General features: G+C 30.1%; 14 protein-coding genes. 10 read left to right on the forward strand and 4 right to left on the reverse strand.

All coding sequences use genetic code 11. The features are described from left to right. Positions 1-26 precede the first annotated feature (26 nt). The 6 genes from E4J94_RS12845 (at position 27) to E4J94_RS12870 (ending at position 6,740) form a co-directional block, all read left to right on the forward strand. Positions 27-701 (forward strand): hypothetical protein, encoded by a 675-nt coding sequence (locus E4J94_RS12845; protein WP_135836202.1) that lies wholly within the window; start codon positions 27-29, stop codon positions 699-701. Between the two features lie 147 nt (positions 702-848). Continuing rightward, entirely contained in the window at positions 849-2,231 is a 1,383-nt protein-coding gene (locus tag E4J94_RS12850) for a TolC family protein (RefSeq protein WP_135836203.1), read from the forward strand. A gap of 4 nt (positions 2,232-2,235) precedes the next feature. Then, positions 2,236-3,228: an HlyD family secretion protein gene (locus E4J94_RS12855; protein ID WP_135836204.1), complete on the forward strand. Its 993-nt coding sequence runs from the start codon at positions 2,236-2,238 to the stop codon at positions 3,226-3,228. Between the two features lie 6 nt (positions 3,229-3,234). After that, positions 3,235-4,416, forward strand: a complete 1,182-nt coding sequence (locus E4J94_RS12860) for an ABC transporter permease (protein ID WP_135836205.1) — start codon at positions 3,235-3,237, stop codon at positions 4,414-4,416. 34 nt (positions 4,417-4,450) lie between these two features. Further along, complete coding sequence (locus E4J94_RS12865; protein ID WP_135836206.1) at positions 4,451-6,340, forward strand: ABC-F family ATP-binding cassette domain-containing protein; 1,890 nt, start codon at positions 4,451-4,453, stop codon at positions 6,338-6,340. Between the two features lie 46 nt (positions 6,341-6,386). Continuing rightward, positions 6,387-6,740 carry a hypothetical protein gene (locus E4J94_RS12870; protein WP_135836207.1) on the forward strand — a complete coding sequence of 118 codons (354 nt, stop codon included), beginning with the start codon at positions 6,387-6,389 and terminating at the stop codon, positions 6,738-6,740. 49 nt (positions 6,741-6,789) lie between these two features. Here E4J94_RS12870 and E4J94_RS12875 read toward each other — a convergent pair whose 3' ends face one another. Together E4J94_RS12875 and E4J94_RS12880 are read right to left on the reverse strand one after the other, a co-directional pair. Further along, positions 6,790-8,409: a glycoside hydrolase family 10 protein gene (locus tag E4J94_RS12875; protein ID WP_135836208.1), complete on the reverse strand. Its 1,620-nt coding sequence runs from the start codon at positions 8,407-8,409 to the stop codon at positions 6,790-6,792. 127 nt (positions 8,410-8,536) lie between these two features. Next, the gene (locus tag E4J94_RS12880; RefSeq protein WP_135836209.1) at positions 8,537-9,337 is read right to left on the reverse strand and encodes a T9SS-dependent choice-of-anchor J family protein; all 801 of its coding nucleotides are present in this window, start codon (positions 9,335-9,337) and stop codon (positions 8,537-8,539) included. Positions 9,338-9,497: 160 nt separating this feature from the next. Between E4J94_RS12880 and E4J94_RS12885 the strand changes: the two genes are divergently transcribed. Then, positions 9,498-9,932: a potassium channel family protein gene (locus tag E4J94_RS12885; RefSeq protein WP_135836210.1), complete on the forward strand. Its 435-nt coding sequence runs from the start codon at positions 9,498-9,500 to the stop codon at positions 9,930-9,932. A 34-nt stretch (positions 9,933-9,966) separates the two neighbouring features. Here the strand turns inward: E4J94_RS12885 and E4J94_RS12890 are convergent, their stop codons facing one another. Both E4J94_RS12890 and E4J94_RS17630 read right to left on the reverse strand, forming a co-directional pair. Then, on the reverse strand, positions 9,967-10,701 hold the full coding sequence (locus tag E4J94_RS12890) for a DUF2911 domain-containing protein (protein ID WP_135836211.1): 735 nt from the start codon (positions 10,699-10,701) through the stop codon (positions 9,967-9,969). Positions 10,702-10,705: 4 nt separating this feature from the next. Continuing rightward, on the reverse strand, positions 10,706-10,867 hold the full coding sequence (locus E4J94_RS17630; RefSeq protein ID WP_168801878.1) for a DUF5522 domain-containing protein: 162 nt from the start codon (positions 10,865-10,867) through the stop codon (positions 10,706-10,708). 162 nt (positions 10,868-11,029) lie between these two features. Between E4J94_RS17630 and E4J94_RS12895 the strand changes: the two genes are divergently transcribed. The 3 genes from E4J94_RS12895 to E4J94_RS12905 are packed head-to-tail and all read left to right on the forward strand — an operon-like array spanning position 11,030 to position 13,350. Next, positions 11,030-11,356, forward strand: coding sequence for a hypothetical protein (locus tag E4J94_RS12895; RefSeq protein WP_135836212.1), 327 nt, complete (start codon positions 11,030-11,032; stop codon positions 11,354-11,356). Continuing rightward, a complete protein-coding gene (locus tag E4J94_RS12900) occupies positions 11,357-12,274 on the forward strand; it encodes a 1-aminocyclopropane-1-carboxylate deaminase/D-cysteine desulfhydrase (RefSeq protein ID WP_135836213.1) in 918 nt (305 codons plus the stop codon). Beyond that, a complete protein-coding gene (locus tag E4J94_RS12905; RefSeq protein ID WP_135836214.1) occupies positions 12,271-13,350 on the forward strand; it encodes a glucosaminidase domain-containing protein in 1,080 nt (359 codons plus the stop codon). The genes E4J94_RS12900 and E4J94_RS12905 overlap by 4 nt, the downstream gene beginning before the upstream one ends. Positions 13,351-13,755 lie beyond the last annotated feature (405 nt).

The raw sequence follows: 13,755 nt of genomic DNA on the forward strand, positions 1-13,755 counted from the left end.
TCTTTAATGAGGTAATAGTATATTGTATGAAAAGTTTAGTTTATTTTATAATTGGGGGAATGCTTTTTACCCAATCATGTGAGCAAAAAAAAGACGCTCCTAAAGAATTGGCTCTTAATACAGAAATGTACGAAAGTGCTTTGGATGTACCTGTAAATAAAGTTGGTGTTTTAATTAACATAGATTCAGTAGGGTTTTTCGAACATAATTCCCAAAATTTGGATAATAAGATAGATTCTAAGCCAATCGAAAACCAAATTAAACAACTAAATTCTAAATTTAATGCTATAAAAATAATTCGTGATAAATCAGTAAAAATATTAGATGAAAATCAATATAAATATCAAATGATTGAAACATATGATAAAAATTTCGTTCCAAATGAATTAATTACTAAAGAGAATATTGATCAAGTCAAATTTAATGATTTAAAAAAAACAATTAAACTAGATGATTTAGTTATTATAAATGTAAAACCTGGACTTGATTATGATCCAACTAACAAACAAAAATATATTGCTAAAACATATGTTTATATTAATATTTTAGATCTTAAAAATAACACTTTAAAATACAGTGAAACAATTGGAGGAACTAAATATATAAACGAAACAATCAATAAAACAACAACTAATTATTTAGAACAAATGATGAAAGAATCATTGAATGAAACATTAAGTATTATTGATAAAAAGTATTAAATACATTGAACTATGCGCCATTTTATTGGCAATTTTTGGAAGTCCTGATACTATAAACGGTTTCAGGATTTTTATTTTTAATCACATTCTAATGCTAGCCTTTTATTCATGGTATATTTTTTGTTAAATTTATCCTAAAATACAATAATGCGAACTATACATTATTTTTCTTTTGCCACTTTACTTTTCTCTTTTTCAAGTTTTGGACAACAAATTATTGATCCTCAGCTTAGAATACCTATTGAGAAAGCTATTGAAACGAATTATGAATTGAAAAATAAACAACTCGAAGTTGAAAAAAATAACTATCAATACAACGAAGTAAAAGGTAAATTACAACCTAATATATCAGCAATTGCTTTAGGAAGTTATTTAAACTCAAATGGAATTATAGATATTCCTACAAAATCAATTGATTTATTGTCAACAGAAATTTTTTCTGGAAATCAAAAATTTAATACATCAGCAGGATTATTTACTGTTGGAGTTAACGCTACTCAAATTATATTTTCGGGATTACAAATTCCAAATGCATTAAGTGCTATTCAGGAAAAAAGTACTGCTTTAAATTATTTGAAAGAAGCCGAAAAAGAAATTATCACAAAAGATATCTTACAAACCTATGATCAATTGATGTTATTGGTCAAAGTAGAAGAATTAATTTCAAATTCTACAAAACGACTAGACAAAGAACATCTGAAAGTTCAAAAAGCAATTCAAAATGGTTTAGCGATTCCTTATGATCGTGAAAAAATAAAATTAGCAATGCTAGAGTTAGAAGCTCGACAAGTTGAGTTGAACGGTAATCGACAATTGTTGTACAAAAAACTGGAAACATTGACACATCTATCGGAACAAGATCTTCAACAAATTCAATATGACCTTACACCTATCGATATTCTTTCATCAAGCTATACTTTAGAAAACAGAAAAGAACTAAAAGCTCTTGAACATTCTGTAAAAGCTTACGAATTTTTGTATCAAAAAGAAAAAGGCTCACATTTACCTCAAGTTTTTGCCTTTGCAAATACAAATTACACATCTATTTTGGGAAGTCGATTAAAACTAAAAGACTCTGATATTTTGGGAGATGTTAATCTAAAAATGAATCAATTTACGTTGTTTCCGAATATATTAATTGGTATTGGTGCAAAGTGGGAATTATTGGATGGTGGACAACATAAAAATAAATTGGCACAAGCAAAAACTGACATTTTAATAAATGAAAATAAGTTGAAAGATTCACAAGAAAAACTCAATCTATTGTTAAGCAAAAACAAAATTGATTACGAAACTTCTACTGAAAAGCTGAAAGTAAATAATCAACAAAATACCATTGCAACGAATAATTTAGAAATTGCATCAAAACGATTTCAAGAAGGCTTGATTGATGTAACCGAACGTTTGGCTGCCGAAAATGATTATTACAAAGCCAATTTAGGCTATTATGCTCAAATCTTGGATCAACGCTCTAAAACCTACGAATTACTCCAAACTTCTGGAGAATTATTTAATCAATTATCAAATTAAAATCATGAAAAATACATTATCCTATATTTTTGCTTTAAGCGGATTATTTTTTATTACAAATTGTAAATCATCTGACAAGGAAAATAAAAAAGATGAGCAAACTATTTTTCAAGGTAAAATTGAGCGCGATCAAATTAACGTTGTAACAAAAATCCCAGGAAAAATAGATCAAATATTAGTTCACGAAGGTGATGAAGTAAAAAAAGGACAAACGCTTTTTGTCTTACAATTACCAGAAGTTGACGCGAAGAAAAGTCAAGCAGAAGGTGCAGTAAATTCTGCCGAAGCTCAATACGAAATGGCGAAAAAAGGAGCGACAGATAATCAATTGAAACAATTACGTGCAAAAGTTGCTGGCTTGAAAGAACAATTAGATTATGCAGAAAAATCAAATCATAGACTAAAAAATATGCTTCGAGATAGTCTTGTTCCGCAACAAAGTTATGATGAAGTTTATGCTAAATATCAAGGCGCTAAAAACCAATATTTAGCTGCAAAAGCTGAATTAGCCGATGCCGAAAATGGCGCGCGAGTTGAACAACAACAAATGGCTTTGGGACAAAAAGAACGTGCTTTGGGAGCTTTGCAAGAAGTAGATGTTGCAGAAGCTGAAAGACACATCAAAGCACCGCAAGATATGACGGTTGAAACAATTAATCTAAAAGTTGGAGAATTAGCTTTGGCTGGATATTCTATTGCAAACGGAATTTTGGAAGAAACTACATTTTTTAGATTTACAATTCCTGAGAATAAAATCGGACAATTGCAAAAAAATCAAATCGTCAATTTAAAAGTTCCTTATAAAAATAATATGGTTTTGAAAGGTAAAATTGTTTCGATAAAAGTACTTAATTCGTATGCTAATATTTCGACTGCTTATCCTGATATCGATCAACAACAATCGCAATATGAAGTAAAAGTTGTCCCTGTTGACTATAAACAAGCTACTCAACTATTGACAAAAGCAAATGTAATTTTGGATCTTAACGCTAAATAAATTCTCATGAAAACGATTTTTCATTTAATTATACGAGAATTCAAACTTTTCTTCAAGAATCCTGTTTTACCAATTTTATTCTTGGGAGCACCTATTATGTATGGTGTTCTGATCGGAAATGTTTATAAAAAAGGAAATGTAACCAATTTACCAATTATTATTGTAGACGAAGATCATACGACGACAAGTCAGAAAATTATTCAGATGTTAGATGAAAATGAATCGGTGAAAGTTGCTGAAGTTTTACCTTCAACATTTGATTCTAAGAATAAAGCTTTAGCAATCGGAGCTGAAGTTGTGGTTGTTATTCCTCGAAACTTTCAGTCTGATGTACAACAAAAAAAATTACCTGAAATCGCTTATTTTGTAGATGCTTCAAATACGTTAACTTCTAATACAGCGGCAATCGCAATTACTACAGTTTTAACAACAATGAAAGCTGGTATTTCAATAGAAACAGCTCGAAAACAAGGTGTTCCAGAATATATTGCAACACAAAGCTACGAACCATTCAAATCAACGATGATTCGTCAAAATATCAGAAGTGGAAACTACTTATATTTTATGCTTCCAGGTGTTTTATTAACCGTTTTACAACAAGTTTTATTATTAGGTTTAGCACTTTCATTTGCTTCAGAATTTGAGAATAGAACATTTAATGAATTAATCTCAAAATCATCTAATCCGTTTACCATTTTATTCGTCAAAACTTTCCCTTATTTATTTATGTCAGTATTTATATATATGCTGTATTATTGGTTCGGAATGTTTTATGACATGAAATTAGAAACCGAATTCTGGCCATTCTTCACTTCTTCTCTTGCATTTATTTTAGCCGTTTGCTTTTTAGGATTTTTAGTCAGCATTCTCCTTCCAAGCCAATTAAAAGCAACCGAAGTTTTGATGGTTGTAGCAACACCAAGTTTCATCTTAAGTGGATTTACATGGCCTTTAAGTCAAATGCCAAAATGGATTCAAGCAATTGCAGATTGCATTCCATTAACACATTATTTGAAAATATTCCGAATACTTTTCATCGAAAAAGGCGAGCCTGCGTTAATTCAACCACATTTAAATAATCTAATTGTAATAGGAAGTATTTGCTTTGTCTTATCTTTGGCTATTCTAATCGTTAAAATAAGAAAAGCTAAACAATCGATGAAACAAATCGAAACAGAAAAGATTTAGCGTCTTTTTTAACTTACAAAACAGATAATAAACCATGAATTTTCTTACAGTTGAAAATCTAACCAAATCATACGGAATCAGAACTTTATTTGAAGATGTTAATTTTCATGTAAACGAAGGAGACCAAATCGCATTCGTAGCAAAAAATGGAAGTGGAAAATCTACTTTACTTAAAATTTTAGCTGGATTAGAAACGGCCGATTCTGGCGAAGTTCGTCCAAATAAAGGTGTTAAAATCTTAATGTTAGATCAAAGTGATGACTTTGACGAAAATTTAAAAAGTGAAGAATATATTTTCAATCATTCGAATGAAGTTTTAGATGTTGTTCGTCAATATGATAATATGATCGAAAATGATCCAACAAATCCTGATTTAATTGATTTAATGGGAAAAATGGATGTTTTAGATGCATGGAAAGTTGAACCAACAATCAAGGAAATTTTATCAAAATTGAAGATTGATTTCTTGGATCAAAAAATTGGAAAACTTTCTGGAGGTCAGCGTAAACGTATTTCTTTAGCAAAATTTTTGATTGATTTAAGTTTCGAAACTGGATATGTTCTTTTGATTTTAGATGAGCCTACCAACCATTTGGATATTGAAATGGTGGAATGGCTTGAATATTTCTTGAACAAAGAAAACAAAACATTGATTTTGGTTACGCACGATCGTTATTTCTTAGATGCAATTTGTACCAAAATTCTCGAAATGGAGGACAAAACATTGTATGTACATTCAGGAAATTACGAAACTTATATTACGAATAAAGCATTGCGTATCGAGAATCAAAATGCGACAATTGACAAAGCGAAAAACCTTTATCGTAAAGAGATTGAATGGATGCGTCGTCAACCACAAGCCCGTACAACAAAATCTAAATCTCGTATTGACGCGTTTTATGATACTGAAAAAGTTGCTAAATATAAAATTGTCGATCAACAAGTTAAATTAGAGATGGTAATGACGCGCTTAGGTCAAAAAATCATCGAAATGGAACATGTTTCGAAAGCATTTGGTCAAAAGAAAATTTTAGATGATTTCTCATATATTTTCGCTCGTGGTGGAAAAATTGGTTTAGTCGGAAAAAATGGAGTTGGTAAAACCACTTTCTTAAAAATGTTAGAAGGAATCGAACCTGCTGATAATGGAATTATTGAACGTGGAGAAACTTTAAATATAGGACATTTCAAACAAGATGGAATTGAATTTAAAGGCGACGAACGTGTCATTGAGTTTGTGAAAGATATCGCAGATTTTTTCCCTCTTTCTAATGGAAAAGAAATGCGTGCAGAGCAATTCTTAGAAATGTTTTTATTTACACCAGAACAACAACATACTTTTATCTCAAAGTTGAGTGGTGGAGAGAAAAAACGTCTGCAATTATTAGCAATTTTGTACAAAAATCCTAACTTTTTGATTCTTGATGAACCAACAAACGATTTAGATTTACCTACTTTGACGGTTCTTGAAAGTTTCTTAGAAGAATATCAAGGCTGTTTATTAGTTGTTTCCCACGATAGATATTTTATGGATAAAGTGGTCGATGAATTGATGATTTTTGAAGGAGAAGGAAAAATTTCTCGTTATATGGGAACGTATACAGAATATCATATCGAGAATAAAAACAAGCCCGTAACTGAGGATAAAAAGATTGAAAAAGAAATCGTTATTCAAGAAAAAGTAGAATCAAAAGAAAAAATAAAAGAAGCGAAACCAAAAAAATTATCGTTTAAAGAACAGCGAGAATTAGAGGAAATTAATAAATCTTTACCAATTCTTGAAGCCAAGAAAGAAGAGTTAACGAATTTGCTTTCTGATCCAAATTTAGGTTACGACAAAATTGCAACTATTGGAGATAAACTACAAAAAATTGTAGACGAATTAGAAGAAAAAGAATTTCGTTGGTTAGAATTGAGCGAATAATATTTATTTTATTTAACTTTAAATTAAATACTCAATTTTTAAAACGATGAAAAAATTAGCACTTGTTTTGGGATTATTCTTCGGAAGTTTTGCATTTGCACAAACAGTAAATGATATTCCTATTAAAGATATTGACGTAGATTATGTCCAAGTTATTGGAACTAGCCGAGGTTTGAGTACAAAAATGAATATCCGATTGGATTTTGGGCAAGAAACAAAATCTATTTCTTTCAAAAATGGTTTGAAAATTAAAGATGAAAAAGGTACGACCATAAAATTCAATTCGATGATTGATGCGTTGAATTTTATGTCTGCAAATGGATATGAATTTCAGTTTGCCTACACATCGAAAGAAAATGACGACGATGCGATTTATTATATTTTAAAGAGAAAAAAATAACAAAATCCTCAACTTATGTTGAGGATTTATTTTAAGAAAAATTCAATTCTTAATTAATTTTTTGAGCAACATAATCACTTTCGTTTCCTAAACGATCTACAGCTTTTAATGCAACTGCCGTTAAGCTTTTACCATCTTTATGTTTCAAAATTGTTTGATTTGTTTTGGTTTTATCCAAAATAGATGTTTCCCAATCGTTGTTGTAACGTGTATACAAAATCCATTTTGAAACCTTCGAATTCATTTTATAATCATTCCAATTCATCACAACTTCTGATGTTTTGGCATTCACAGACAAACTTGGTTTTGCCAAAAGATCTGCTTTTATCCAATTCATAGTTGGCACCAAAGCTTTAGCTTTGTATGGACCTTCTTTCAGATAACTCAACATCGAAGGATTTTTCGTTAATCCAGCAATACTCCAGTGAATAACTCCTACATTGTTTTGCAAAATCTCTCCAGCCATTTTTACCTGATTTGTAATCTCTGTTGTTCTATCCGAAACTTTTACTTCTACAGTATTCAAACCTGGCCAAAGATGGCGATTATGTGTATTTTCTGATTTCCACCACTCTAATAATTTAGGAAAACTTTGTCCTGTCGAATTAATTGGCCAATACAATTGAGGCGAAAAATAATCAACCCAACCTTTATTCAGCCATAATTTTGCATCAGCATACAATTCATCATATTGCGAAGAACCTGTAATTCCAGCAGGATATCCTGGTTTCCAAATTCCAAAAGGACTAATTCCAAATTTCACAAAAGGCTTTTCTGCTTTTATTTCTTTGTAAATTCTTTCGATAATTGTATTCACATTTTGACGACGCCAATCTGCTCTCGACAATGTTCCTCCATTATTTTTGTAGACATTCCAAGTTGAATTATCTGGAAAATCTGCTCCACCGTTGTATGATGCATACGGATAGAAATAATCATCAAAATGAACACCATCAATATCATAACGCGAAACGATATCACGAACAACTTCAGAAACGTGATCTTGCGTTTTTTTGTCTGCAGGATCAAACCAATACATTCCATTTTTCAATCTCAACACATTACTTGGCGATTTTTTCACCATCGATTCACTTGTAACAGGACCTCCACTACTGTGATGCGCTCTGTAAGGATTTAACCAAACATGCAACTCAATTCCACGTTTATGCGCTTCTTCTACCCAAAATTCCAACGGATCATAATATGGTGAAGGAGCTTTTCCTTCTTCTCCAGTTAAAAAGTAAGACCAAGGCTCGAAATTACTTTTGTACAAAGCATCTGCGGCTGGACGAACCTGAAAAATGACTGCATTAAAATTATTAGCCTCTAACATATCCAACAACTTTATTGCCTCATCTTTTTGTTGCGTTGTCGTTAAGTCTTTTTTAGAAGGCCAGTTAATATTTGCAACAGAAGCTACCCAAGCTGCACGGAATTCACGATTTACTTCTGGTAATTTCACTGTAAAAACTTCATCTTTCTTATTAGGAATTTCAGTTTTTGGTGTAGTAATAATAGTTGTTTGCGTAGATTCTACAGGTTTTGTAGGTTGTTTTGATTCTACTTTCTTATAGACTATTTTTTTTGAACTTTTATTTGATGCACAAGAAGTTAAGCCAACAGAAGCCACCCCAAGACACATCAAAATATATTTAAAATTAATTTTCATTTATAGAAAGATATATTAAGTATTACAAAATTAAGAAATAAGCCGATAGGAAACCTCCTTTTATAAGTTAAAATAAATAAAAGCCTTCTTTTGAAAGGCTTTTATTTATGAGAAATTGAAGATGTAATTAGTCTTTAATTACTTTTATTGTTCGAGTACTATTTTCACTTCCAACTCTAACCATATAAACTCCTTTTGGTAAATTTGAAACATCAATATGCACATTATTAGCGTTAAATTCTTTTCTAACGAGCTCTTTACCTGTTAAATCATAAATTTTAACGGCTGTAATCTTTCGATCATTTTGAATATTTAAAATATCTTTTACAGGATTAGGAAAAAAAGCTAATTTGGTTTTAAGTTCTTCTTGCGTTGCCAATGATTCTTTTGTAATTTGAATATTATCTAAACTTAAATAAAATTGATCTGGATCTGAAAAAGCTCTAAATGCAATATAGTAAACACCATCTGTTGGAACTTTAAAAGTTACTGATGCCGTTTCATAAGGATAATTGATTATTTCTTCATCGATCCAAAGTTGTTGCGTCATTGATTCTACATCTGGATTCTGACCTATAAGTACTTCCATTTTTTCTGGGAACCAAGCATCAATTCCCATATAATCAAATTTTAAATTAATATTTTCACTCGCTTTTAAATTAATTCCTCTCGAAAATAAATATGAATTTGCAGCATTTTCATGGAAAAAATACAGCATATATTTTTCCCCTTCTGAAGGATCAGGAGTTTCTGAAGAGGCTTGTGCAACTTCCCAATTATTTCCGCTTCCCGCATTAATAACTGTCCAACCATCAAGGTCTTCTGTTTCAAAACCATACGAATATGGTAAATCTGTTGCACTCTTATTTTGTGCATTTAATGTGTATGTACTTAATAGTAAAGTACTCAATAGTAAAATTTTTTTCATTTTTTAGTGTTTATTAATTCAGAATTAGAAGATACAAAAACTATTGTCAAATCAGCTAAAACTTCAAAAAAATAGCTGATTACTAATTATATCTTAACTAATTCTTTTATTTCTTTGTAAAACTTTACGAAAAGGATACATTTACATCAAGTTTCTAACTATGTTTTTAATTATATGTTTTGGAGTAATTATAATTTGTGTGAATGTTATTTTACAATCAACTGTTACTGTTTATTCACTAAAATATCTGCATAAATTTAATCTCAAAAAACAACGTTTAACGTTTAGTCAGGTAATTTGGCAAATGGCATTATCTGTTTCTTTGCTTACTTTGTTACACGGTGCACAATGTACAATTTGGGCGGCAACTTTTTATTTCAATCCAAATATTGACAATTTGTATAGTTTTCAGGAAGCAATCTATTTTTCATTAATTACATTTACTACTGTTGGTTATGGTGATGTGGTGATTGATAGCGAATGGAAAATTATGGCTGGATTAGAAGCGATAAACGGAATTATGATGGTTGGTTGGTCTACTGCGTTGATGTTTTCTTACCTACAAATTATCTTAAAGAAGAATATTTCTGAATAAAAAAATCCCTTCAAAAAATTGAAGGGATTTTTATTTAATAGTTATTTTTTTCCAAATTAGTTTTCAATTCTTTGTAATAATCTGGCGCATTTGCATCTTTTTCTAAGGCTGTATTAACCCATTTCAACGCTTGATTTCGATCCAATTTATTCGAATAATAAAAATTTGCCGCATTGTAAAAATCTCTTGCAGAAGAATTTTCGTTCAATTGATCTCCAATCATTTTTAAAACTTCGTTAATTGTATTCGTTTCAATATCCAAAACAACTGTTGTGTTATCCCAAGCTAAAACCAAATTCGCTGATTTTTGCGTCACATTTGTAAAACGAATCTCAAACGTTTCTGTCTTATTGTTCATCGATTTTGTTGACTTAGCTTTCACTTTCAACGCGATATTCGACTCTTTCCATTCTTTCGGATTTCCCCAGTTTTTCGTATCTTTGTAAAAAATTACCTCCCACTCTTCTTTGTTCGGAATACTATACAACGCATATTCACCAGCAGCCAATTCTTGCCCATTAACTTTGATTGGTTTATCAAATTTTATAACTGTATTTTCATTCGCGCCAGTTCGCCAAACTTCTCCATTTGGAACCAATTTTCCAAACACTTCTCTTCCATTTACATTTGGCCTATTGTATTCAATTTCAAATTTTGTTAAACCTACTTTTTGTTCAACTTCGGAATGAGAGCTTACCGCAGGAAATTTCATTTGCGCTAAAGCACAACTCCCTATTAACAAAGCTAAAATCGTTGATGTTATTTTCATATAATTATTTTTTATTCTTTATTTTATCTGTTTTTTTATCGTATCCATACGGACAATGTTTGCATCCACTTTTGCAACAATATCCTCTTCTTTTTAGATATTGTTCAGTAAATATTCTGAAACCTTCTGGAGATAAATAATAATCTCCTTTTTCAAACTTTTTCATTTCTAATGCTGTGAAATTACAACTTTTATCTATAAAATATCATTAATTTTGGCATGATAATTATTTGTGAAACTTTATCTAAATTTACGATTTTTAATGCTTTTTTAAATCAATATCTTTTCAGATTGATTAATTTTGCAACAAAATCGAATTAGCTAAATCATGTTTGTAGTTGTTTTGAGTCATTTATTCCGAAAGAATTTTATTGGAATTACTATTTTTCCTTTCATTTTTTTGAGAGATAAAAAACTGAAAAATGATGAAGTTTTAATCAATCACGAAACCATTCATATCATTCAGCAACTCGAACTTTTGATTGTTTTTTTCTATCCTTTTTACTTGATTGAATATGTGATTCGATTGATTCAATATCGCGATCAACATAAAGCATATCGCAATATTAGTTTTGAGCGTGAAGCTTATGCAAATGAACACAATTTGAATTATTTGAAAAAGCGAAAATTTTATAGTTTTCTAAAATATATCTAAATGATTTGGAACGATTTTAAAGCTCAAATCCAACCTATTAATATCAAGAATTTAACTTCTCAAAATATTGAAATTTCTATATTAAGAGAAGATTTGATTCATCCCGAAATTTCTGGAAATAAATACCGAAAACTCAAATATAATTTTATTGAAGCTGAAAAACTTGGTTACGAAAAATTGATAACATTTGGTGGTGCTTTTTCCAATCACATTGCAGCAACAGCGGCAGCTGGACTATTACATCATTTCGAAACTATTGGTATTATTCGTGGTGAAGAATTGAAGGATAAAATCGATGAAAATCCTACATTACGTTTTGCAAAAAAATGTGGAATGCAATTGCATTTTATTTCAAGGGAAGAATACCGAAAAAAGGATGAAGTAGAATTTACAAATCATTTAAATACTAAATACCCAAATACTTACGTTATTCCAGAAGGAGGCACAAATGATTTTGCGATAAGAGGTTGCGAAGAAATTTTGTACCATGATTGTTTCGAATATGATTTTATTGCTTCTGCAATCGGCACTTGTGGAACAATTGCTGGATTGATTGAAAGCTCGAAACCTCATCAAAAAGTTTTAGGTTTTCCGAGTTTAAAGGGAGATTTTATACAAAATGAAGTCGAAAAATTGACAAATAAAACGAATTTTACTATTTTTAATGATTATCATTTTGGCGGATATGGGAAAGTTTCGGATGAATTAATTACTTTTGTAAATGATTTCAAGCGAATTAGCCATATTCAATTGGATCCTATTTACACTGGAAAAATGGTTTTTGGAATTTTTCAATTAATTAAAAATCATTATTTTAGTGATAATTCTAAAATTCTTTTGGTTCATACAGGCGGATTGCAAGGAATTGAAGGAATGAACAAACTTTTAAAGAAGAAGAACAAAAATATTATAGAATGAAAAAATTGTTATACGTTTTTAGCTTAGTGTTGACGATTTCGGCGCAAGCACAAGAAAGTAGAGACATAACTTACATTCGAAAACACGCTATTTTAGCTGTTGAAGAAATGAAACTTTACAAAGTTCCGGCAAGTATTACGCTAGCACAAGGTTTATTAGAAACTGGCGGCGGACAAAGTAAATTAGCTGATCAAGCAAATAATCATTTCGGAATAAAATGTAAAGGTCCAGAAGAATGGTCGTTAGATAAACCTAGAATTTATCACGATGATGATGCAAAAGGTGAATGTTTCAGAAAATATTCTTCAGTTGAAGAAAGTTATAGAGATCATTCTAAATTTTTGGCTTTAAGACCTTATTACAAAGCTTTATTTTTCTTGGATCCGACAGATTATAGTGCATGGGCGAATGGTCTGAAAAAATCTGGTTATGCAACTGATCCAAAATATGCTTCAAAATTAATTTCGAGAATTGAGAAATATAATTTAGATCAATTTGATAAGATTTCTCCAGAAGAAGTTTATGCAAAATTATACACGTTATACAACAATCAGGACGATATGATGTTGGCAAATAATTTGTCAAAATCTAAAACAAAAAAAGAATCTAAAACTATCAAGGAAGAAGTTATCTTAGCTTCTTATCAACCAAAAGAAAATGTTGTAGAAAGTGAATCAACTGTAAATAATAAAACTATTACCTACGAAACTCGCCCGCAGAGCCCGACAACACGTATCAAAAATCACAAAAATAATATTCCTTATATCGTTGCTCAAGCGGGAGAAACAATTGCCACGATTTCTAAAACGTATAACAAAATTCCTTCGGATATTGCTAATTTCAATGAAATACAAATGGGTTCTAAATTAAAAGATGGACAAATTGTATTCTTCGGAAAAAAGAAAACAAAAGGATCTGATTATTCGTACAAAGTGCAAGAAGGTGATGATATGTACACGATCTCGCAACGTTTTGGCGTGAAGGTTAACAATTTATATAAACTAAATCGTATGGAGCCTGGTGAACAACCAAAAGTTGGACAACGAATTAATCTGAAAACAAAAATTAGAGCATAATAACCCTAAAAAGCTTCCTTTCGGAAGCTTTTTTTTATTTCATTATTAAAATATATTTATTATTAAACTAATCAAATCTCTCAGTTAATATCTATAATTTTTCAACTACATCAAATCAAAATTTAACAAAGTTTCATTATCTCATTTATAAATTTTCACATTAACTATACAATTAATAATAATTCTACTAAAATTAAATAAAATTGAGATACTTTTTCCTTTAAAAGTTTAGATTCTAACTTTAATTATATTTCTGAAAATTTCTGTTTATGTATTTTTAGCTTTACAATTAGGTTTATTATTAAATAAAATTTCAGCTTCAGGGTTTAATTAATTTATAAACGATTAGAATTATATCAAAAAAACGCCACCCAAATTGGGTGGCGTTTGTTATTAAGATTAATA

The sequence above is a fragment of the Empedobacter tilapiae genome (assembly GCF_004785645.1).
GTDB lineage: Bacteria > Bacteroidota > Bacteroidia > Flavobacteriales > Weeksellaceae > Empedobacter > Empedobacter tilapiae.